Origin of the sequence: Microbacterium sp. NPDC087868 (genome assembly GCF_044900755.1) — a bacterium.
Classification (GTDB): Bacteria; Actinomycetota; Actinomycetes; order Actinomycetales; family Microbacteriaceae; genus Microbacterium; species Microbacterium galbinum.
Map to the genome: position 1 here is coordinate 261802 of NZ_JBJDNO010000001.1, position 20867 is coordinate 282668.

A 20867-nucleotide genomic window follows, 5' to 3' on the forward strand; every position below is an offset into this window, starting at 1 on the left:
GGCATAGTCGAGAGCATGCCGACCCCGCCGAGCACGATCTCCTCCTGGTTGCGGGCGCAACCCACTCTGATCGGCGACGCGCCGATCTGGGACGCGACGCTGCTGCCGGATTCTCCGCTCGAGCTGTTCCGCGACTGGATCGGTGCGGCCGTGGATGCCGGAGTGGCCGAGCCTCACGTGGCGACGCTGGCGACGGTCGGCCCGGACGGCATCCCGGACGCGCGGGCGCTGATCCTCAAGGACGTCGACGAACGGGGCTGGGCGTTCGCCGGTCCTCGAGCGTCGCGCAAGGGCGATCAGCTGTCGGCGCATCCTGCTGCCGCGCTCAATTTCTGGTGGCAGCCCCTGGTGCGTTCGGTCCGCGTGCGCGGGCGGGTCGTCGAAGCCGCGAGGGAGGAGAGCGCCGCCGATCTCTCCGCGCGCTCGGCTGCCGCCCGAGCGGGAATCGAGCCGGGTGGCTGGGTGCTGTGGCGCCTCGTGCCCGAACGCATCGAGTTCTGGCAGGGCTCGCAGGATCGTCGGCACACCCGCGTCGTCTACGAGCGCGACGGCCGCGCATGGGGACGAACGGATGCCGGGGCGGCGGGGAGCTGACCTCAGCGGGCGTCGAGAAGTTCGTCCTCGACGTCGGCGTCCTTGTCCCGGCGACGCTTCTCCTTGACGGGGGCCGGTCGGCCCTCGACCTCCTCGCGGTGCTTCACGATCTCGGTGCGGATGATGTAGCCGATGAAGATGAAACCCATGATCGCGAAGAGGATCCACTGGATCGCGTATGACAGGTGGGGCCCCGGATCGTCGGTGGGCGACGTGAAGCCTCCGAGCGGCGTACCCGCGGGATCTTCGCTGATGAGCTGTCCGTAGGCGGCGGTGATGACATCGCCCTCCACGAGGCCGGCGATCGTCGGCAGGTTGATGGTCGGCACCTGCCCTTCGGGGGCACCGCGCCCGGAGGCCGGGACCTGCTCGCTCGGGCGGAGTCGCGCGACGACCTCGACGGTACCGCTCGGGGCCTCGGGAACCGCATCCGGGGTGTCGCCGTCGCCCGGGGGAACCCAGCCGCGGTCGACGATGAACACGCGACCGTCGACGTCACGGAACGGCACGAGGACCTCGAAGGCGCTGGTGCCGCCGTGCGGCCGGTTGCGCACGAGCAGTTGCTGGTCGGAGAGGTACTCGCCGCGGAGCAGCACCGGATGCCACTCATCGCCGGGCTGGAGGAGGTCGTCGTCGCCGATCAGGTCTCCGAGCGGGACCGGGTCGGCATCGTAGTTCTGCTCGACCAGTTCGATCTGCTCGGCGCGGGACTCGTTCCTCTCGAACTGCCAATTGGAGAGGAACGCGCAGGCGACCGCGAAGCCGATCGCGATGAGGACGTAGACCATCCAACGGGTCAGGCGCTTGCTCACGCGGGTACTCCGTTTCGGACGGTCACCGGGAAGTCGCGGGCCGCCAGGTAGTCGTGCAGGTAGTCCACGTGCTCGTCGCACGCCAACCAGATCTTCTCGCGGTCCGCAGCGTGGATGCGGGGATTGCGCCAGACGACCTGCTTCGTCGCCGCGCTCCGGCAGTCGGCGCGCGAGCAGATGAGATCGGTCACGTGCGATCCTGCGGCTTCTCGTGGATCGTGATGATGCCGGGAGCTTCCTCGATCGGCTCCGGGGCGACCGCCGGTGTCGCCTCGATCTCCTGCCGAGGGGACTCCGCCCCCGATTCGGTGCTGTCGCTGCCGGCGTTCGCGAAGACCACGGCGATGTACGGGAGCACCGCGGCCGCGGCGGCGAAGACCCATGTGTACCAGCCGTAAGGCTGCACGAAGACCATGAGGCCGAAGCACACGATGCGGATCGTCATCGTGATCGCATAGCGGCGCACGCGGTGATCGGACTCGGCTGCCGGCGACTGCGGCAGAGAGGTCACGGCGGGGACGGTGTGCTTGCGGTTCACGATGCCTCCAGCCTACGCCGGTGGGCGGGGGCGGGAGTGCCTTCGTGCAGCGATCAGCTGTTATAGAGGAAGGGGAGGGTGAACGCTCCGAACGCGAGGAGGCTGATGAGCGAGATCGCGATCGTCAGCACGCCGATACCGAGCACGACGTACCCCAGGATGAGACCGGCGAACGCCATTCCGCGTCCGCCGACGGTCGGGTCGTTCTTCGTCTTCTTCAGCGCCATGTGCCCGGTGATCACCGCGGCGATGGACGCGAGCGCCGGGACGAAGAGCCAGCTGAACAGAAAGCTCACGATGCCGCAGACGAGCGAGGTGATCGCGAGTCCGCTGGTCGGACGCGGTGCCGGGTAGACGGGATAGGGATTCTGCGCGTAGCCGTACGGCTGGTGGGGCGCGCCGTAGCCGGGCTGGACCGGCGACTGAGGCTGCTGCCCATAGCCGGGGGCGGCAGGTGCGCCGTAGACGGGAGCGGCTCCCGGGTACGCCTGGGTGGGCTGCACGGGAGGGGCGGGCGGCGGAGTGTACGGCGTTCCGCCGGCTGGAGGGGGAGTGGTGTTGTCGCTCACGCGGAGACCCTTTCGTCGAGATCAGGCTCCCAGCCCGCTGCGCGGGTGTCAAACGCCGCGCGCCCGACTCGGGGGAGCATCCTCGGTAGGATCGGTGTCGGTTCGGATGCCGGATCGTCGTGAACAGCGGGAGTGAATGAACATGAGTGAGCAGCGCGTCGTCCTCGTCACCGGAGGCAACCGGGGCATCGGCCGATCGATCGCCGAGCGATTCGTGCGCGAGGGCTATCGCGTCGCCGTCACCGCGCGCAGCGGCGAGGGCCCCGAGGGCACGCTCACGGTGCGCGCGGATGTGACGGATGCCGCCGCGATCGACGCCGCTTTCACCGAGGTCGAGGAGAAGCTCGGCCCGATCGAGATCGTCGTGGCGAACGCCGGCATCACCAAGGACACCCTGCTCCTGCGCATGAGCGAGGACGACTTCGACAGCGTCATCGCCACCAACCTGGGAGGCACCTTCCGCGTGGTCAAGCGCGCGTCGAAGGGGATGCTGCGTGCCCGCTTCGGCCGCGTCATCCTGATCTCGAGCGTCGTCGGGCTGTACGGCTCGGCCGGCCAGATCAACTACTCGGCGTCGAAGAGCGCCCTCGTCGGTTTCGCACGTTCGCTGACGCGCGAACTCGGCAGCCGCGGCATCACGGCCAACGTCGTCGCTCCCGGCTTCATCGAGACCGACATGACCGCCGAGCTGCCCGAAGACACCCAGAAGCAGTACAAGGCCAACATCCCCGCGGGACGATTCGCGAGCCCCGACGAGGTCGCGGGCGTCGTGACCTGGCTCGCGGGTGACGACGCGGCCTACATCTCGGGCGCCGTCATCCCCGTCGACGGCGGCCTCGGAATGGGCCACTGACGCCCGTCGCGCGGATCACCCCTCGATTCTCCGAGTGGTCTCGCCGCTGACCGCGCCCCGACGGTCGGTCAGCGGGCGACGGCGGCGAGGATCAGTTCGCCGAGGCGCTGGGGCACCGTGAACTGCGGCCAGTGACCGGAGCCGACTCGCACGACCTCGACGTCGTCGATCGCGCTGTACTCGTCGCCGTAGGGACCCCAGTCGGAGATCTCCGACTCGAGCGTCTCCTGGTCGAGTCCGCCCATCAGCATCGTCACCGGCACTCCGAAGCGCGCATCGCCCTCGAAGGCGATCGCGTCGGTCGGCACGCGCGCGGGGACGCTCTTCGCGGTCGGCGCGGTGCGCGCACGCGTGTCGGCATCGAGATCGAACACGTCTTCATCGGGAAAGAAGTCCCATCCCGGGAACGGCACTACACCGTCGACGACCTCGAACTCGCTGATGCCGTGACCGGGCGGCGGCGGAACGGTGTCGACGAAGACCACGCGGGAGACGCGGTCGGCGCGGGCGTTCGCCGCGCCCCAGGCCACGTTTCCCCCGCCGCTGTGTCCGACGACGACCACCCGCTCTCCGGGGAGCTCGTCGATCTTCTGCGTGACGGCGTCGACCCAGTCGGCGATGCCGATGTCGGCGGATCGCGTCGCGGGTGCTCCGACGCCCGGCAGGGTCAGAGGGTGCACGCGATGGCCCGCGCGCGTCAGCACGGGTGTCACGTCGTTCCAGCTCTCGGCATCGAGCCACAGGCCCGGGATGAGGATGATGTCCATGGGCCGACGTTAGCGCCGGCCTCCGACATCCGCGAGGGGTCGCAGAACATCGCCGAACTCCGCGGGGCCGATCAGGGGAGAAGAGCGATGACCTCGGCGAGGTCCTGCGGTCCGACCACGAGGCTCGCCGCGTTGCGCACGGCGGGCTTGGCGTTGAAAGCGAGTCCGAGGCCGGCCGCCGCCATCATCTTCAGGTCGTTCGCCCCGTCTCCGATCGCGATCGTCGCGTGCCGGGCGACACCCAGCTCGGCGGCCCACTCGAGGAGCGACTCGGCTTTGGCTGCGGCGTCGACGATCGCGCCGTCGACCTCGCCGGTCAGCGCCCCGTCGGACACGCGGAGCCGATTGGCCCGCCAGCGATCGACGCCGAGGGTCGGGGCCACGTCGTCGAGGATCTCGTGGAACCCTCCGGACACGACGCCCACGACTCCGCCGCGTGCGTGCACCGCGGCGGTCAGCTCGCGCACGCCCGGCGTGGGCTCGATGCGCGCGAGAACGCGGGGGAAGGCATCGACCGAGACGCCGCGGAGCGCCGCGACACGGGTGCGCAGGCTCTCGGCGAAGTCGACCTCGCCGCGCATCGCGGCCTCGGTCGCGGCCTGCACCTCGTCGCGGCGCCCGGCCTCGTCGGCGAGCAGCTCGATCACCTCGTTGCGGATGAGGGTCGAATCGGCATCGAGGACGACGAGGAAGCGCGCAGGGGTCACGACGTCGAGCCTACCGAGCGCGGACGTCGCCGCCGGACGGATGACGCTCAGCGCTCGATGTACAGTCCCTTGCCGACAACCGTGATGCCCGTCTCGGTGACCGTGAACCCGCGGGCGAGATCGCGTTCCCGATCGACACCGACGGTCGCACCGTCGGCGAGCACCACGTTCTTGTCGAGGATCGCCCGATGCACGCGGGATCCGGCTCCGACGTGCACGTGGTCGAACACGACGGAATCGGTGATCGTCGATCCGCCCCCGGCGAGAGTCCACGGACCCACCACGCTGCGTTCGAGGTGCGTTCCCGACAGCACGGACCCCAGCGAGACGATCGAATCGATCGCGTTGCCGATGCGGCCGACCGAGTCGCGCACGAACTTCGCGGGGGGCGAGTTCACGGTCTGCGAGTGGATCGGCCAGTCGGTGTTGTACAGGTTGAACACGGGCAGGGTCGAGATCAGGTCCATGTGGGCGTCGAAGAACGACTCGATCGTTCCGACGTCGCGCCAGTAGGAGCGATCTCGCGGCGAGGAACCGGGCACCTCGTTGCGCTTCATGTCGTAGACACCGGCCTCGCCGCGCCCGACGAAGTAGGGGATGATGTCGCCGCCCATGTCGTGGCCGGAGGTCGGGGACTCGCCGTCGGTCTCGACAGCCGCGATCAGAGCGTCGGCGTCGAAGACGTAGTTGCCCATCGAGGCGAGCACCTCGTGCGGTGCGTCCGGCAGACCGGTGGCATCGGTCGGCTTCTCGAGGAACGCACGGATCCGGCCCTGATCCTCGGGATCGGTGTCGATGACGCCGAACTGCGACGCGAGAGCGAGGGGCTGGCGGATGCCGGCGACGGTGGCCTTCGCGCCCGAGGCGATGTGCGCGTCGATCATCTGCCGGAAGTCCATGCGGTACACGTGGTCCGCGCCGATCACGACGACGATGTCGGGCTTCTCGTCGTTGAGCAGGTTCATGCTCTGCAGGATCGCGTCGGCCGAGCCCGAGAACCACCGCTTGCCGAGGCGCTGCTGCGCCGGAACGGAGGTGACGTACGAGTCGAGCAGCGCCGACATGCGCCACGTCTGCGAGATGTGGCGGTCGAGGCTGTGCGACTTGTACTGCGTGAGCACGACGACCTGCCGCAGGCCCGAGTTGATGAGGTTGGAGATCGCGAAGTCGATCAATCGGTACTGTCCGCCGAAGGGCACCGCGGGTTTCGCGCGATCGGCCGTGAGCGGCATGAGTCGCTTGCCCTCGCCGCCGGCGAGGATGATGCCGAAGATCTTCTTTGGAGCGGACATGGCTCCACCTTAGGTGCGATCCGGCCCGCTGTACTAGCGTTCAGACATGCGAGTCGAAATGATCACGAAGGAGTATCCGCCGGAGATCTACGGCGGCGCCGGGGTGCACGTGGCCGAGCTCGTGGCGGCGCTCCGCGAAAGCATCGGCGTGAGCGTCCGCGCCTTCGGTGCGCCGCGCGACGAGCGGGGTACTGCCGCGTACTCCACGCCCTCCGAACTCGCCTCCGCGAACGCCGCGCTGCAGACGCTCGGAACGGATCTCGAGATCGTCGCCGCGATCGAGCGCGCCGACGTCGTGCACAGTCACACCTGGTACGCGAACTTCGCGGGACACCTCGCCGCGCAGCTGCACGGCATCCCGCACGTGCTCACCGCGCACAGCCTCGAGCCGCTGCGCCCGTGGAAGGCCGAACAGCTCGGCGGCGGCTACGCCGTGTCGAGCGGCATCGAGAAGCTCGCCTACGAGAACGCCGCGGCCGTGATCGCCGTGAGCGCGGGCATGCGGGCGGACATCCTGCGCAGCTACCCGCAGGTCGACCCCGCGAAGGTCCGGGTGATCCACAACGGAATCGACGTCGAACGCTGGCGCCCCGTGCAGAACCCGGAGTTCCTCGCATCCGTCGGCATGGACCCGAACCGTCCGTCGGTGGTCTTCGTCGGGCGCATCACCCGCCAGAAGGGACTCACGTATCTGCTGCAGGCCGCGCGGCTGCTGCCGCCCGAGGTGCAGTTGATCCTCTGCGCCGGAGCTCCCGACACCCCCGAGATCATGGCCGAGGTTCAGGAGGGCGTGCGGTTGCTCCAGCAGACCCGCGACGGCGTGATCTGGATCGAGCGGATGCTGCCGCGCGACGAGCTCTCGGCGATCCTCACCGCCGCCACGACCTTCGTGTGCCCCTCGGTGTACGAACCGCTGGGCATCGTCAACCTTGAGGCCATGGCCTGCGGTGCGGCCGTGGTCGGCACTGCGACCGGAGGCATCCCCGAAGTGGTCGCCGACCGCGTGACGGGTCGCCTCGTGCCGATCGAGCAGGTGCAGGACGGCACCGGTACCCCGGTCGACCCCGATCGGTACGTCGCCGACCTCGCGGCCGTGCTCACCGAGGTGGCCATGGATCCGGCGCAGGCGCGGGTCTACGGCGATGCCGGACGGGACCGGGCCACGCGCGAGTTCAGCTGGTCGTCGATCGCCGACGCGACCCGCGCGCTCTACGCGGAGCTCACCGCCTGAGCCGATAGGCTGGTCGCATGCCGATCGCTCTGGATTTCACCGATGTCGTCGTGCGCCGCGACGGGCGAAACATCATCGACCACGTGACCTGGCAGGTCGCGGACGACCAGCGCTGGGTGGTCCTCGGACCCAACGGCGCGGGCAAGACCACGCTGCTGCAGCTCGCCGACACGCTGATGCACCCGACCTCGGGAACCGTGACGGTGCTGGGCGAGACCCTCGGTCGCACCGACGTGTTCGAGGTGCGCCCGCGCATCGGCTTCGCCTCGTCGGCGATGGCCAAGCGGGTTCCGCGCGACGAGACCGTTCTCAACACAGTGCTCACCGCCGCGTACTCCGTGCTCGGGCGCTGGAACGAGGACTACGAGGACATCGACGAGCGCCGCGCGCTGCGCGTGCTGGGGGAGTGGAAGCTCGACCACCTCGCCGATCGCACCTTCGGCACTCTCAGCGACGGCGAGCAGAAGCGCGTCCAGATCGCCCGCGCCGTGATGACCGACCCCGAACTCCTCCTGCTCGACGAGCCGACCGCCTCGCTCGACCTCGGATCGCGCGAGGAGCTCCTCGCGCTCCTCAGCGGCTACGCCTCGTCGCCGACGACTCCGGCCATGCTCATGGTCACGCACCACGTCGAGGAGATCCCGGTGGGATTCACGCACGTCATGCTGCTGCGTGAAGGGCGCGTGGTCTCGGCCGGTCCGATCCGCGAGACGCTCACGGCCGAAGCGCTCACGGAGGCGTTCGGCATGCCGATCACGCTCAGCAGCGAGGACGGACGCTACGCGGCTCGCGCGGCATCCTGATCCGTCATCTGATAAGATCGACCCTTGGTGCACTCTGCACCGCAGACTTCCCTCGTCCCTGGCACAATCCAGGGCAGCAACTAAGGAATCCCATGAAGACTGACATCCACCCCGAGTACAAGGCAGTCGTGTTCCGCGACCTCGGTTCGGGCGAGACCTTCCTCACCCGCTCCACCGTCTCGAGCGACAAGACCATCGAGCTGGACGGCGTGGAGTACCCCGTCATCGACGTCGAGATCTCCTCGGCCTCGCACCCGTTCTACACGGGCAAGCAGCGCATCATGGACTCGGCCGGCCGCGTCGAGAAGTTCAACCAGCGCTTCAAGGGCTTCGGCGGATCGTCCAAGTAAGGACCCCCGCCTCGAAGGCCCCGTTCTCCTCGGAGAGCGGGGCCTTCGTCGTACTCGCGACGACGTGCGTTCACGTCGTCGGCATCCGCCGAGCGACGGACATGCTCAGCGGATGCGTCGACCGTGCGCGAGGTCGATGAGACGGCTGAGCACGGGGCCCGATCGCAGCCCGTTGTGCTCGTGCTCGCTCGTCTGCCACAGGTGGACGCCCGGCAGCAGCTTCGCGGTCTCGAGCGAGAACTCGTAGGGCACGTACACGTCGTTCACATAGACGGCGGCGGCGCCGGTCGCCTCGGACGCGGCGATCGCCGAGGCGTCGTACACCGAGGGCCACTCGAACTCGGCGAGCTCGAGGGCGACATCCCGCCAGGGCTGGAAGGCCGGCACCGTCTCGGTCCAATCGCGGCGGATGTGCTCGCCGGTGAACAGCGTCGGATCGTCGCGGAAGTCCGCGGGCTCGGTGCGCTCGGCCGACCACCGCGTGGCGTGGCCATCGGCGTAGCTGGACTCGTGGAAGGCGAAGTAGAGCGGGTTGCGTCCGCCGTAGGGCATCGCATTCATGAGGTCGTAGCGGAACGCGTTCTTCGTCGGATCCGATTCGAGAAGCGACCACACCGTCTGCCATCCGGCATCCGTTCCGAGGGCCGACCCGAAGGAGCGGAGGCGGGAGACCGAGACGACCTCGCCGTCGGGGAGCACGATGTCACCGGCGGCCGCACGATCGACCAGGCGCCGCATCGCGTCGCGGTGCTCGGGAAAGCGCCGGTAGTAGCGCTCCGAGGCATCGCGCATCTTGTCGTAGCAGAGGGCGTAGACGTCGTCGGGGTGGCGGCCGATCGCGCTCAACCCTCCCGTGATGAACACGTCGGTCAGGGAGTCGGCGTCGGTGGAGAGGTAGGCGAGGGTCGTGAAGCCGCCGAAGGACTGGCCGAGCACGCTCCACTGCTCGGCGCCGAGGTGCTGGCGCATCGCCTCGCAGTCGCGCACGATCGCGTCGGCCCGCAGATGGGTGAGGTGCTCGGCGACGACCGAGGAACCGAGTGCCAGGTCGCCATCGGAGACGGGAGTCGAGCGCCCCGTGCCGCGCTGATCGAGCAGCACGACCTGATAGTGCGCGAGTGCCTCGTCGAGCCAGGCCGGCGAGGTGGCGGCGTGGAACGGGCGGGGCGCCTCGCTGCCCGGGCCGCCCTGGAGGAACACCAGGTAGGGGAGCGTCTCGCCGCCGGGACGCGAGACGACGGCGGCGAACACCTCGATGGTGCGGCTGTCGGCGGGATCACCCCAGACGAGCGGGACGGTGAGCGTGTGCTCTTCGACGGTCAGATCCAGCAGGCGGCGCACGACGGTAGTCACGTCTTCGATCCTATCGAGCAGCGGCCCAGGGCGAAGGTGCAGCCGGCGCTACATCACGTTGCCGATGTAGGAGTACTTGACGAACACCTCGGCGGCGATGCCGGCCTCCTCGAGCACCCCCTGCACGGCGCTCATCATGTAGTTCGAGTCCCAGCCCATGTAGAGGTGGTGGCCGTCGGTGAGTTCGTCCCACTGCCCCTTCCAGGCCATGCCGTCGTAGATGGGGCCGCCGTGCGCTGCCGAGTACGACAGGGCGGCGGCACGGGTGTCGGTCCAGGCGCGACGCAGGACCCGGTTGAAGAGATGCTTGACGTCGTACACCTCCCACCGCTCGCCGCGGTACTCGACGTAGTCGAACTCGCGCTCCCAACCGGCGGGCCAGCCGCGACGGCGGACGGCGTCGAGGATCGGGGTCAGTCCGTCGTCGTCGATCTCGGGCAGGGCCGGTCGCGCCCAGACCTGCAGCAGCTCGGCGGTGAGGCGCACGGTGCGGGCCGTGATCGCCGCGGTGTTCCACTGGTCGATGGCATCCAGCTCCCGAGTCGCGGCGACGCTGCTCCGCGCGTAGGCATCCGCGCGCTTGACCGGGAACGAGGCGCCGAAGACGCTCTCGGTGAGGTGCTGTTCCAGCAGCGTGAGGTTGCCCAGCGTGGGGGCGAGCGCGCGGTGGCTGTTCTGCTCGTCCTCGCTGTATTCGCTCCACGTGCGCGCCCCGTCCCCCGACCAGGCGTCGCCGGGGACGGTGGGCACGATGTGCTCGACGTCGAATTCGAGGGGATCCTCGACGCCTTCGAGACGGCCGAGCACGTAGGCGGCGTAGGGGAGCTCACTGTACTTCAGCACCGCGCTGACCCGCTCGTCGGAGGGGGTGATGCGTGCGAAGGCGCGAGCCAGCGCCTCCCGCCCCTGCGAGCGGGCGCGGCAGAGCCGGGCGACCAGGCGCTCGTTGGGCAGGTTCACGAGGGTGCGGCGCAGGTAGAGCGCCTGGATCCATTCGAGCGTCTCGATCAGTTCGTCGCGCTCGATGACCCCGCGGGAGTGGTCGCTGTAGGCGCTGAGCACGAGCGGGTAGGCCGCGCGACCGAAGGTGTTCACGAAGCGCAGTTGTCGGGCGATCTCCGGATCGCTCTCGAGCGAGGGGTCGAGGAGGATGCCGTAGATCTCGGCGTAGTGGCGCCAGACCTCGGCATCCGCCTGCAGCCGCTCCGCATCGACCCGGGGGAACGAGTGGCGGAAGGCGCTGTAGACGCCGTGCTCGCCGTTCGCCGCGAGTTCGCGCCCGGTCGTCATCACGAGGTAGTGCCGCCAGAAGGCGCCGATCGTCTCACCCGTGTGGCGTTCGATCGGCAGCCAGAACCGGGCCTCCACGTCGAGCTGCTCGGCGTGGGTGAGCCCCATCAGGATGTAGTTGTGGATGAGCTCGTGGTCGCGCAGGGGTTCACCCGTCGAGTTCAGGCTCTCGAAGATCTGCTGCGCGTTCGCCTGCGCGCCGAGCGTGATCGACACGTGCTCGAGTCGCTGCAGCCCGCGCCAGATGCGTGCGACCTCGTCGGCGTGCACCTGACTCCGGAAGAACGCGTAGTTGTCATCGAAGCGGGATTCCCGGTCGGCGTCGTCGCGCCGATCGAGCACGACCGATTCGTACAGCCCGGCCCAGGCGTCGTGCGGGCGCAGCTTGGTGCGGGACGGATCGTCGGCGCGCACGAGAACCCTCTCGAGGTCGGCGGCGAGCTGCGGGTCGGTGCCTCGCACGCTGTGGTGCAGAGCGGCGATGAGGAGGGTGAGCGTCGTGATGCGCTGCTGCCCGTCGATGAGGATCAGGTCGTCGTCGGTCGCGCCGTCCTGCGCGGAGAGGATCGAGCCGATGAAGTGGCGGTGGGATTCGTCGGCGTCCGCCACGGAGCGGATGTCGGAGAGCAGTCTCTCGCACCCGCCGATGTCCCACCGGTACTGCCGCTGGTACACGGGGACGACGATGGTGGTCGACCCCGCCGCGAGCCACTCGATCGTGTTGACTGCTGTCGCCTCGACGTTGGTGGCGGTGCTCATACTGGTGTCTCGTCCTCCCGTAGCGCGCGATGTCGAGGGTGAACCCGGCACCGTTTTCAGTCTATTCGGTTATTCACGGCCGCATCCGAAGCGCACGCACCGCTCGCTGTTAGGCTTGCCTTATCAGGGCCTGTTAAAACGTGCTGGCCCCCGATGAAAGGAACATGACTCGATCATGGGATACATCAAGTCCAAAGCGCTGGAGGAGAAGGGCTTCGTCGTCCTCGACAGCTACAACCAGGAACTCGACCCCAAAGAGTGGCTGGACATCGAGTACAACGACTGGAAGTCCTCGGGCGACACGCGATTCGCGCCGCTCGCCAGCGCCTTCGGAGACATCGAGTGCAACGGCTTCTGGAACCACAAGCCGCCCCGCACCGACAAGGACGGCGTCTGGATCGATTCGCAGACCGCCAAGGCCCCGAACCTCACGCGCCGCGCGCAGGAGCCCGGTGCCAACGTCGGGCGTTGCCGGGTCATCGAACTGCAGCCGACCCCGTACGGCGACTGCCTCTACAACCTGCACCAGGATGACAACAACCGTCTGAACCCGGACGGCACGGGGTGGGTGGTTCGCGGCTTCTTCAACCTCACCGACGACAAGGACAGCTACTTCGTCCTGCGCGAGAACCGCACCGACCCGAGCATCGAGTACCGCATCGCGCTTCCGGCCGGCGCGCAGCTCATCGTGGACACGCAGCGCCTGTGGCACGCCGCGACGCACAACGGCACCGAGCCGCGTTACTGCCTCATCACCTCGTGGACCTCGGGCCCGGAGCTCGACGCGTACATCGAGAAGTACCACGGCACCGATGACGTTCCCAACGTCGAGGTTCCGCAGGAGGTGCTCGAGCACGGCTACGCCGAGCAGGCCCGCAAGGATGCCGCGCGCGCCGCGTACTACGCCGCCAAGGGCCAGCAGGTCAAGCAGGCGATGAGCGAGGCCTGATCCTCTGCACCTCGGAGACCCGTCTCCACGAAAGGCCCCGGTCGTCGCGACCGGGGCCTTTCCCGTGGAATCACATGCTTGTGGTTTCCAGGATCGTGGGCGAGAATGGGCGCATAACCGCATATCGTCGCTGATTTCAGTTCAGGTCGTTGGGGAAGACGCACCTGATGAAACGGAGAGATCATGGCGACGGCTTACGCACGCGGAGTGGTGTACATCCACTCGGCACCTCGCGCGCTCTGCCCGCACCTCGAATGGGCGGTGGGTCGCGCTATCGGGCGTGCGGTGAACTTCGACTGGGCCGACCAGCCCGTGCTCGACGGCGCCCGCCGCGCCGAGTTCTACTGGGATGGCCCGGTGGGTACCGGCGCCGCTCTCGCGACCGCGATCCGCGGGTGGGAGCACCTGCGTTTCGAGGTGACCGAGGATCCGACTCCCCGTAGCGACGGTGGACGCTGGCTGCACACCCCGGACCTCGGCATCCACTACGCCCAGACGGATGCCGCCGGCAACATCGTCATCGGCGAGGATCGCATCCGGTATGCGATGGAGATCGCCGCCGGCAGTGCGATCGAGCTGCAGCGCGAGCTCGACGTCGCCCTCGGCTCCGCGTGGGACGACGAGCTCGAGCCGTTCCGCCACGCGAGCGACGACGCCCGCGTCGTGTGGCTGCACAAGGTCGGCTGACGTGTCGCCGACCCACAGACCTGGAGCGCGGGAGGCGTGAGTATCGGATGCCGGTGATTCGTCCCGGACGCTGAGAAGACGTCCCCCGCTCCATAGACGAAGACCCCGCCCCTGTTCGCAACGGCGGGGTCTTCGTCGTCGGAGGTGCCGTCGTCGGAGAGGCAGTGGCCCGGTCAGATCACCGCGGCGTGGCGGAGGTCGTCGCCGTGGGAAGCCGCCCCGCCCTGCACATGCGCCCAGGACTCGGCGACGCGCGTCATCGCCTCGGCCGTCCGCTCCGGGGGCAGCGTGATGGGGATGCGCAGCCGGCGCTCCAGCACGCCTCCGGTGGTGAACCGCGGCCCGGGCGGCAGGATGAGCTGCCGCTCGCGCGCCGCGAGCGACAGCGCCGTCGAGACCGGAACTTCGAGATCGACCCACGCCGAGAGACCGCCGGGCGTCGACGGCATCCGGATGCCGGGAAGCGCGGCGAGTCCCGCCTCGACCGCCGCGCGTCCTGCCCGCAAGCGCGTGCGCACGTGTGCGGTGAGGGCCGGCATGTCGGCGAGCAGCTCGACGGCGATGCACTGCTCGAGCAGGGCCGTGCCGAGCTCGAACGAGGGGCGCACCGCGAGGAGTCGAGTGATGAGGGACCGTTCGGCGCGGATCCAGCCGATGCGCATGCCGCCCCAGGCGATCTTCGACATCGAGCCGACGGTCACGACGCGGGGGTCGTACGCCGCCATCGGTGTGGGCGCCCACCCGCGGTCGATGTCGAGTTCCGTGGTCGTCTCGTCGACGATCAGCGTGGTCCCGGCGCTGCGCGCGGTGGCGACGAGGCGCGATCGTTCGTCATCGGGGAGCGTCGCGCCCGTCGGGTTGTGGAAGTCCGGGATCAGGTAGGCGAGATGCGGTCGCACGCTCAGGAGCGTCTCGGCGAGGTGTCGGGCATCCCAGCCCTCGACGTCGACGGGGGTCGGCACCAGGCGGTAGCCGTGACGATGAAGCGCCTCGAGCGCGTGTGGGAAGGTCGGTTGCTCGACGAGCGCGCGCTCTCCCCGTCGTCCGATCGTCGCGAGCACCAGGTTGAGGGCGTTCAGAGCGCCCGAGGTGATCATGATCTCGTCGGCCGAGGTCTCGACGCCGCGCTCGGAGAAGCGAGCAGCGACGGCCTCGCGGAGCTCGGGGAGGCCGCGCAACGAATAGCCGCTCGTGCCCCGCATCGCGGCGAGGCGCGGGAGGGAGCGCACGGTGGCGTCGTACAGGCCGGGGGTGGAGTCCATCGAGGCGATCGACAGGTCGATGGCCGAGTCGTCGTCGGTCGGGATGGTCACGATGTCGGCGTGCGGAAGGGTGATGCGGGTGCTCCCGCCGTGCAGCCGGGCGACATAGCCCTCTGCCTCGAGGAGCCCGTACGCGCGGGTGATCGTCGACCGGGAGCGGCGCAACTCCAGGGCGAGCGCACGTTCGCTCGGAAGCCGCTCGCCGACGGTCAGGCGACCGTCGAGTACGAGCGCGCGGATCTGGTCGGCGAGGGCGGACGCCGTGGCGCCGGCGGCGTTCTGCGCTCCGAGCTGTTCGACGAGTCGTGATCCCATGCCTCCAGCATGGCGCAGAAGTGGACTGATTTCTGCAGGCCACTTCTGGGGGAGTGGACTCGGATTCGGAGCATGACCGACATCCACCATGGAGAGATGCACCTGCGCGCCGTCTTCCTGCCCGTCACCGCCACGAGTCGGCGCGACCTCGTCGAGCGCCTCGGGCAGCTCGTGCTCGGTCTCTTCCTCTACGGCGTGGCGCTCGGGTTCATGGTGCGGGGCGGGATCGGCGTCGCTCCCTGGGATGTCCTCGCACTCGGCGTCTCGGGGAGTTCGGGCATCGGCTACGGCACCGTGACCGTGCTCGTCTCGATCGTCGTGCTGCTGCTGTGGATCCCCCTGCGGCAGCGAGTCGGCCTCGGCACGCTGCTGAACGCACTGATGGTCGGCCCCGCCGCCGACCTCACGCTGCTCGTGCTGCCCGCTCCGCCGACCGTCTGGATCGGAGCGCCGATGTTCATCTTCGGTCTGCTGCTGCTCGCCTTCGCGACCGGACTCTACATCGCCGCCGACTTCGGCCCGGGACCGCGCGACGGACTCATGACCGGACTCGTGCGCCGCACCGGCTGGAAGGTGTGGATCGTGCGGACGTTGATCGAGGGGAGCGTCCTGCTGGTCGGGTTCGTGCTCGGTGGGCCGGTCGGCGTGGGCACGGTGCTCTTCGCCTTCGGCGTCGGTCCGCTGATCGGCTGGTTCCTGCCGCGGATCACCCGGATGCGCGTAGCACGGTCCCAGCGGCTCGCCCCGCCCGCGGCGTCCGTGCCGAGCTGAACGCCCCCCGACACACGACGACGGCCCCCGGAGTGATCTCCGGGGGCCGTCGTCGTGTGCGCGACTCAGTCGTTGTCGGCCGCTGCGAACACTGCAACGGCGTTGTGACCGCCGAAGCCGAAGGAGTTGCTGATCGCGTACTGCGGGCCGTCACCCAGTGGCGTCGGCTCGCCGGAGAGGCGGAACGGCACGGCGGGGTCGGGCTCGGTCATGTTGATGGTGGGCGGGGCGACGCGGTCGCGCAGCGCGAGCAGCGCGAAGATCGCCTCGAGTGCGCCGGTGCCACCGAGCAAATGACCGGTCGATGCCTTGGTCGCCGACACGGGGATCTCGTCGATGCGGTCGCCGAAGACCTTCTTGAGCGCGACGTACTCGTTCGGGTCTCCGACCGGGGTCGACGTCGCGTGCGCGTTGATGTGCGTGACCTGATCGGCGGTGATGCCCGCCTCCTCGAGCGCCTGGGTGACGGCGCGCGCCGCTCCCGTGCCCTCGGGGTCGTTGCCGGTGATGTGGTAGGCGTCGGCCGTCACGCCGCCGCCGAGCACGTAGCCGTAGATCTTCGCACCACGGGCCTTCGCGTGCTCCTCGGTCTCGAGGATGAGCGCTGCCGCACCCTCGCCCATGACGAAGCCGTCACGGTCGATCGCGCCGGGACGGGAAGCGGTCGCGGGGTCGTCGTTGCGACGCGACAGGGCCTGCGCCGAGGCGAAGGAGGCCATCGTGATCGGGTGGATCGCCGATTCGGTGCCACCGGCGATGACGACGTCGGCCAGCCCCTCCTGCAGGTGGTGGAACGCGTGGATGATCGACTCGGTGCTCGAGGCGCAGGCGCTCACGACGGTCTGCGCGTAGGCGCGGGCGCCGAACTGGAGCGAGAGGTTGCCGGCCGCGGCGTTGGGCATGAGCATCGGGACGGTGAGCGGCATGACGCGGCGGGGTCCCTTCTCACGCAGGGTGTCCCATGCGTCGAGGAGGGTCCAGAGACCGCCGATGCCGGTGGCGAAGTCGATGCCGAGGCGTTCGGGGGCGACCTCGGGGGAGCCCGCGTCGGCCCAGGCCTCACGGGCGGCGATCAGGGCGAACTGGGAAGAAGGGTCGAGGCGCTTGGCCTCATGGCGCGGGAGGACTTCCTCGGGCCGCACGATCGCCTCGGCGGCGAAGGTGACGGGGAGCTCGTACTGGGCGACCCAGTCGTGCTCGAGTGCGCGGGTGCCGGAGGCGCCTGCGAGGAGGTTGGTCCAGTTCTCCGGAGCTGTCCCGCCGATGGCGGACGTGGCGCCGATGCCGGTGACGACGATGCGCTTGGTCATGGTGTGGTTCCTTGTCGGACGGGATTCAGAGCAGGGTGGGGGGCAGGACGGAGGATGCCACGCCCCGACGATGCGGGGGTGGCATCCCTCGTGGATTACTCCTGGCCCGCGACGATGAAGTTGACGGCGTCGCCGACGGTCTTCAGGTTCTTGACCTCGTCGTCGGGGATGGTGACGCCGAACTTCTCCTCGGCGTTGACGACGATCGTCATCATCGAGATCGAGTCGATGTCGAGGTCGTCGGTGAACGACTTCTCGAGAGCGACCTCGGAGGCGTTGATGCCGGTCTCGTCGGTGATGAGCTCTGCGAGGCCGGCGAGGACCTCATCGTTGGTGAAAGCCATGTGGTCTTCCTCTTTCTTACGGGTTGTTTTCGGAACCGTGGAACAGTCTAGGGAAAGTCGGGCCCCGGTCAGGGGAGCACGACGACCTGAGCCGCGAACACGAGGCCCGCGCCGAAGCCGATCTGCAGGGCGAGTCCGCCCGAGAGCTCGGGGTGCTCGGCCATCAGACGGTGGCTGGCCAGCGGGATCGATGCAGCCGAGGTGTTTCCCGTCGTCTCGATGTCGCGGGCGATCACCGTGGTCTCCGGGAGCTTCAACTGCTTGGCGAATTCGTCGATGATCCGCATGTTCGCCTGGTGGGGGATGAAGGCAGCGATGTCTGATGCCTCGACGCCGGCGCGGTCCAGCGCCTCGCGGGCGACCTTCGCCATCTCCCAGACCGCCCAGCGGAAAACCGTCTGACCTTCCTGGCGGAGGGTCGGCCACGGCACCTCGCCGTCGCGGAACTGCGTCAGGGTGCCGTTCATGCCCACGGCATCCGCCTTCGAGCCGTCGGAACCCCACACTGCCGGAGCGATGCCGGGGGTGTCGCTCGGGCCGATCACGGCGGCGCCGGCACCGTCACCGAGCAGGAACGAGATGCTCCGATCGGCGGGATCGACGATGTCGGACAGCTTCTCGGCGCCGATCACCAGCGCGTAGCGCGCGGCCCCCGCTTTGATGAGGGCATCGGCCTGGGCCACGGCGTAGGCGTATCCCGCGCAGGCGGCGTTGATGTCGTAGGCCGCTGCGGGGTTCGCACCCACGCGGTCGGCGACGATCGCGGAGACCGAGGGGGACTGCTTCGGGTTGCTGATGGTCGCGACGATGACGAGGTCGATCTGGTCGGCCGGGATCCCGGCCTTCTCGATCGCCTCGGCGGCGGCTTCGGACGCGAGGTCGATCGCGTCCGTGCCCTTGTCGGCGCGCACACGCGTGATGATTCCCGTGCGCTGGCGGATCCACTCGTCGCTCGAGTCGATCGGACCGATCAGGTCGTCGTTGGGCACGGCGTTCTCGCCGCGCGCGGCGCCGTACGAGTAGATGCGGGTGAAAGCGGGGCCCGTGGCCTGCGTCAGGGTGGCGCTCATGCGGCTTCTCCGTTCAGCAGCGCGACGGCCGCATCGAGGTCTTCGGGGGTTTTGACGGCGACGCTCGGAACGCCGCGCAGACCGCGCTTGGCGAGTCCGGTGAGCGCACCGGCGGGAGCGAGCTCGATCAGGCCGGTGATGCCCTGATCGGCGAACGACGCCATGCAGAGGTCCCAGCGCACGGGCGACGAGACCTGGTCGACCAGGTAGTCGAGGGCCTGCGCGCCGCGGGTCACGACCGATCCGTCGCGGTTCGTCCAGAGGGTCAGCGTCGGGTCGGCGGGGGCGACCTCGGCGACGGCGTCCCGCAGCACGGCCACGGCGGGAGCCATGAAGGTGGTGTGGAAGGCACCGGCCACCTGCAGCGGGATCACCCGGGTGCCCTTGACGGGTTCTGCGGCGAGGGCCTCGAGCGCGGGGAGCTCGCCCGCGACGACGATCTGGCCGCCGCCGTTGTAGTTCGCGGGCGACAGACCGAGGTCGTCGAGTCGAGAGAGGACGGCCGCCTCATCGCCACCGAGGACCGCGCTCATGCCCGTGGGGGTCTGCGCCGCGGCATCCGCCATCGCCCGTCCGCGGATGCCGACCAGGCGCATGCCCGTCTCGGCATCGATCACGTCGCTGCCCACCAGGGCGGCGATCTCGCCGACCGAGTGGCCGGCGATGCCGTCGGCCCGGCGCCCGGCGCGGGCGTTCAGCGCGTCGGCCGCGATGAGCGATGCGGCCACGATCAGCGGCTGCGCGATGCGCGTGTCGCGGATGGTGTCGGCATCCGATTCTGTGCCGTGGAGGCGGAGATCTACCTCTGCTGCGTCGGAGTACGACGCGAGGCGCTCGGCCACCCCGTCGAGCTCGAGCCAAGGGGCGAGGAAACCGGGGGTCTGCGAGCCCTGACCAGGGCATACGACGACAATCACATCCCCAGTCTGCCAATGATCGGAGGCAAGCGGTGGATGATTCATCACAAGATTCCGAAGAACGCTTGTGTGTGGCGCACAGCGCCGCGGGAAACGCGGGTCAGCGCGGCACCCGACGCTGCGACGGGCGGCGTCGGGACTGGTCGGCGGCGCCGATCGAACCGAGGATCAGGGCCGTCTGCAGGATCAACGCCTCGCGCGGGCCGGTGGCATCCCAGCCGATGACCTCGCTGACGCGCTTGAGCCGGTAGCGCACGGTGTTCGGATGCACGAAGAGCTCGCGGGCCGTCGCCTCGAGCGAGCGGCCGTTGTCGAGATAGCTCCAGAGCGTCGTGACCAGGTCGGTCGAATGCGCCTGCAGCGGGCGGTAGATCCGCTCGATGAGCGTCTGCTTGGCCAGCGGATCACCGGCGAGTGCCCGCTCCGGAAGCAGATCGTCGGCCTCGACCGGCCGCGGGGCGCTGCGCCAGGCGCGGGCGACCGCGAAACCGGCGAGTGCTGCGCGGGCGCTCTGGCTGGCGTCGACGAGCGCGACGACGGCGGGACCGAGCACGACGTAGCCCGGGCCGAACGAGGGCTCCAGTCGAGACGCGATCTCGAGGAACGTGAGCTCGTCGTCGTCGGTCTCCTGCTCCTCGTCACGGGCGCGGCCGAGCACGAGGACGAGTCGTGACCCCTGCACGCCGATCAGTACGTCGACCGCCAGCTTGCGGGCGGTGCGCCGCACCTGGTCGACGTCGAACTGCGGGGGAGTCGTGCCCACGAGCACGGCGACCTCACCGTGACCGTGCCACCCGAGGGCGGCGATCCGGCTGGGGAGCTCCTCGTCGGCCTCGCCCGTGAGGATCGAGTCGACCACGAGCGCCTCGAGTCGGGCATCCCAGAGTCCCCGGGCCTCCGCCGCGCGAGCGTAGACGTCGGCGGCCGCGAAGGCGACGTCGCGGGAGTAGAGCAGGATCGCCTCGCGGATGTTCTCACCCTTGCCGGCGACGCGCTCCTCGGTGACCTCGACGGTCACGCGGATCAGCTGCAGGGTCTGCTGCAGACTCACGCTGCGCAGCAGCTCCCGCGGAGCGGCGGCGAAGATGTCGGCCGCGATCCACGGCGTCGAGGTGGGGTCGTCGTACCACTGGATGAACGATGTGATGCCCGCCTGGGCCACCAGCCCGACCGCAGAGCGGCGGGCTGGTGGCATGTCGGCGTACCAGGGCAGCGTGTCTTCCAGGCGCTTGATCGTCACCGAGGCGATGTCACCGGAGATCCGGCGCAGCCAGGCGAGGGTCGCGGCCTTGTCCATGCCGGCGGGAGACGAACCTGTCACCGA

The 20867-nt window shown here is 69.3% G+C and carries 23 protein-coding genes; 8 read left to right on the plus strand and 15 right to left on the minus strand.

What is annotated here, in order from left to right:
* Window positions 1–15: 15 nt before the first annotated feature.
* Entirely contained in the window at window positions 16–594 is a 579-nt protein-coding gene (locus ACI2JZ_RS01290) for a pyridoxamine 5'-phosphate oxidase family protein (protein ID WP_404596285.1), read from the plus strand.
* 2 nt (window positions 595–596) lie between these two features.
* On the opposite strand, the gene ACI2JZ_RS01295 is transcribed toward ACI2JZ_RS01290, so the two are convergent.
* Genes ACI2JZ_RS01295 through ACI2JZ_RS01310 form a run of 4 tightly spaced genes read right to left on the minus strand, consistent with a single transcriptional unit; the run spans window position 597 to window position 2513 of the window.
* The gene (locus ACI2JZ_RS01295; RefSeq protein ID WP_247622270.1) at window positions 597–1406 is read right to left on the minus strand and encodes an SURF1 family protein; all 810 of its coding nucleotides are present in this window, start codon (window positions 1404–1406) and stop codon (window positions 597–599) included.
* Window positions 1403–1597: a hypothetical protein gene (locus ACI2JZ_RS01300; protein WP_404596286.1), complete on the minus strand. Its 195-nt coding sequence runs from the start codon at window positions 1595–1597 to the stop codon at window positions 1403–1405. The genes ACI2JZ_RS01295 and ACI2JZ_RS01300 overlap by 4 nt, the downstream gene beginning before the upstream one ends.
* Window positions 1594–1944: a DUF3099 domain-containing protein gene (locus ACI2JZ_RS01305; protein WP_404596287.1), complete on the minus strand. Its 351-nt coding sequence runs from the start codon at window positions 1942–1944 to the stop codon at window positions 1594–1596. The genes ACI2JZ_RS01300 and ACI2JZ_RS01305 overlap by 4 nt, the downstream gene beginning before the upstream one ends.
* 53 nt (window positions 1945–1997) lie before the next feature.
* Window positions 1998–2513, minus strand: coding sequence for a DUF4190 domain-containing protein (locus ACI2JZ_RS01310; protein WP_404596288.1), 516 nt, complete (start codon window positions 2511–2513; stop codon window positions 1998–2000).
* 142 nt (window positions 2514–2655) lie between these two features.
* On the opposite strand from ACI2JZ_RS01310, the gene ACI2JZ_RS01315 reads away from it, so the two are divergent.
* Entirely contained in the window at window positions 2656–3366 is a 711-nt protein-coding gene (locus ACI2JZ_RS01315) for a beta-ketoacyl-ACP reductase (RefSeq protein ID WP_336640222.1), read from the plus strand.
* A 68-nt stretch (window positions 3367–3434) separates the two neighbouring features.
* Here ACI2JZ_RS01315 and ACI2JZ_RS01320 read toward each other — a convergent pair whose 3' ends face one another.
* From ACI2JZ_RS01320 to glgC, 3 genes are all read right to left on the minus strand, one after another.
* Complete coding sequence (locus ACI2JZ_RS01320; RefSeq protein WP_247622275.1) at window positions 3435–4133, minus strand: alpha/beta fold hydrolase; 699 nt, start codon at window positions 4131–4133, stop codon at window positions 3435–3437.
* A 71-nt stretch (window positions 4134–4204) separates the two neighbouring features.
* Window positions 4205–4840: a phosphoserine phosphatase SerB gene (gene serB, locus ACI2JZ_RS01325; RefSeq protein ID WP_404596289.1), complete on the minus strand. Its 636-nt coding sequence runs from the start codon at window positions 4838–4840 to the stop codon at window positions 4205–4207.
* A gap of 47 nt (window positions 4841–4887) precedes the next feature.
* Window positions 4888–6132: a glucose-1-phosphate adenylyltransferase gene (gene glgC, locus ACI2JZ_RS01330; RefSeq protein ID WP_247622277.1), complete on the minus strand. Its 1245-nt coding sequence runs from the start codon at window positions 6130–6132 to the stop codon at window positions 4888–4890.
* Between the two features lie 46 nt (window positions 6133–6178).
* Here glgC and glgA point away from each other — a divergent pair, with 46 nt between their 5' ends.
* The 3 genes from glgA (at window position 6179) to ACI2JZ_RS01345 (ending at window position 8516) form a co-directional block, all read left to right on the plus strand.
* Window positions 6179–7363 carry a glycogen synthase gene (glgA, locus tag ACI2JZ_RS01335; protein ID WP_404596290.1) on the plus strand — a complete coding sequence of 395 codons (1185 nt, stop codon included), beginning with the start codon at window positions 6179–6181 and terminating at the stop codon, window positions 7361–7363.
* A 17-nt stretch (window positions 7364–7380) separates the two neighbouring features.
* The gene (locus ACI2JZ_RS01340; protein WP_247622279.1) at window positions 7381–8166 is read left to right on the plus strand and encodes an ABC transporter ATP-binding protein; all 786 of its coding nucleotides are present in this window, start codon (window positions 7381–7383) and stop codon (window positions 8164–8166) included.
* 92 nt (window positions 8167–8258) lie between these two features.
* On the plus strand, window positions 8259–8516 hold the full coding sequence (locus ACI2JZ_RS01345) for a type B 50S ribosomal protein L31 (RefSeq protein WP_021200734.1): 258 nt from the start codon (window positions 8259–8261) through the stop codon (window positions 8514–8516).
* 105 nt (window positions 8517–8621) lie between these two features.
* Here the strand turns inward: ACI2JZ_RS01345 and ACI2JZ_RS01350 are convergent, their stop codons facing one another.
* Both ACI2JZ_RS01350 and ACI2JZ_RS01355 read right to left on the minus strand, forming a co-directional pair.
* Window positions 8622–9869, minus strand: a complete 1248-nt coding sequence (locus ACI2JZ_RS01350; RefSeq protein WP_404596291.1) for an alpha/beta fold hydrolase — start codon at window positions 9867–9869, stop codon at window positions 8622–8624.
* A gap of 48 nt (window positions 9870–9917) precedes the next feature.
* Complete coding sequence (locus ACI2JZ_RS01355; RefSeq protein ID WP_404596292.1) at window positions 9918–11918, minus strand: DUF262 domain-containing protein; 2001 nt, start codon at window positions 11916–11918, stop codon at window positions 9918–9920.
* Between the two features lie 175 nt (window positions 11919–12093).
* Here ACI2JZ_RS01355 and ACI2JZ_RS01360 point away from each other — a divergent pair, with 175 nt between their 5' ends.
* Together ACI2JZ_RS01360 and ACI2JZ_RS01365 are read left to right on the plus strand one after the other, a co-directional pair.
* On the plus strand, window positions 12094–12867 hold the full coding sequence (locus ACI2JZ_RS01360; protein WP_247622282.1) for a hypothetical protein: 774 nt from the start codon (window positions 12094–12096) through the stop codon (window positions 12865–12867).
* A 183-nt stretch (window positions 12868–13050) separates the two neighbouring features.
* Window positions 13051–13554, plus strand: a complete 504-nt coding sequence (locus tag ACI2JZ_RS01365; protein ID WP_247956294.1) for a DUF3145 domain-containing protein — start codon at window positions 13051–13053, stop codon at window positions 13552–13554.
* Window positions 13555–13727: 173 nt separating this feature from the next.
* On the opposite strand, the gene ACI2JZ_RS01370 is transcribed toward ACI2JZ_RS01365, so the two are convergent.
* Window positions 13728–15131, minus strand: coding sequence for a PLP-dependent aminotransferase family protein (locus ACI2JZ_RS01370; protein ID WP_247622284.1), 1404 nt, complete (start codon window positions 15129–15131; stop codon window positions 13728–13730).
* Window positions 15132–15203: 72 nt separating this feature from the next.
* Between ACI2JZ_RS01370 and ACI2JZ_RS01375 the strand changes: the two genes are divergently transcribed.
* On the plus strand, window positions 15204–15902 hold the full coding sequence (locus tag ACI2JZ_RS01375) for a YitT family protein (protein WP_404596293.1): 699 nt from the start codon (window positions 15204–15206) through the stop codon (window positions 15900–15902).
* Window positions 15903–15967: 65 nt separating this feature from the next.
* Here ACI2JZ_RS01375 and ACI2JZ_RS01380 read toward each other — a convergent pair whose 3' ends face one another.
* The 5 genes from ACI2JZ_RS01380 to ACI2JZ_RS01400 form a co-directional block, all read right to left on the minus strand.
* On the minus strand, window positions 15968–17212 hold the full coding sequence (locus tag ACI2JZ_RS01380) for a beta-ketoacyl synthase (RefSeq protein WP_247956291.1): 1245 nt from the start codon (window positions 17210–17212) through the stop codon (window positions 15968–15970).
* Window positions 17213–17307: 95 nt separating this feature from the next.
* Window positions 17308–17556 carry an acyl carrier protein gene (locus ACI2JZ_RS01385; protein WP_017202249.1) on the minus strand — a complete coding sequence of 83 codons (249 nt, stop codon included), beginning with the start codon at window positions 17554–17556 and terminating at the stop codon, window positions 17308–17310.
* Between the two features lie 68 nt (window positions 17557–17624).
* Window positions 17625–18626, minus strand: a complete 1002-nt coding sequence (locus tag ACI2JZ_RS01390; RefSeq protein ID WP_336640232.1) for a beta-ketoacyl-ACP synthase III — start codon at window positions 18624–18626, stop codon at window positions 17625–17627.
* Window positions 18623–19543, minus strand: a complete 921-nt coding sequence (locus ACI2JZ_RS01395) for an ACP S-malonyltransferase (protein WP_247632085.1) — start codon at window positions 19541–19543, stop codon at window positions 18623–18625. The genes ACI2JZ_RS01390 and ACI2JZ_RS01395 overlap by 4 nt, the downstream gene beginning before the upstream one ends.
* A gap of 100 nt (window positions 19544–19643) precedes the next feature.
* Window positions 19644–20840 carry a CdaR family transcriptional regulator gene (locus tag ACI2JZ_RS01400; RefSeq protein ID WP_247633966.1) on the minus strand — a complete coding sequence of 399 codons (1197 nt, stop codon included), beginning with the start codon at window positions 20838–20840 and terminating at the stop codon, window positions 19644–19646.
* Between the last annotated feature and the right edge of the window lie 27 nt (window positions 20841–20867).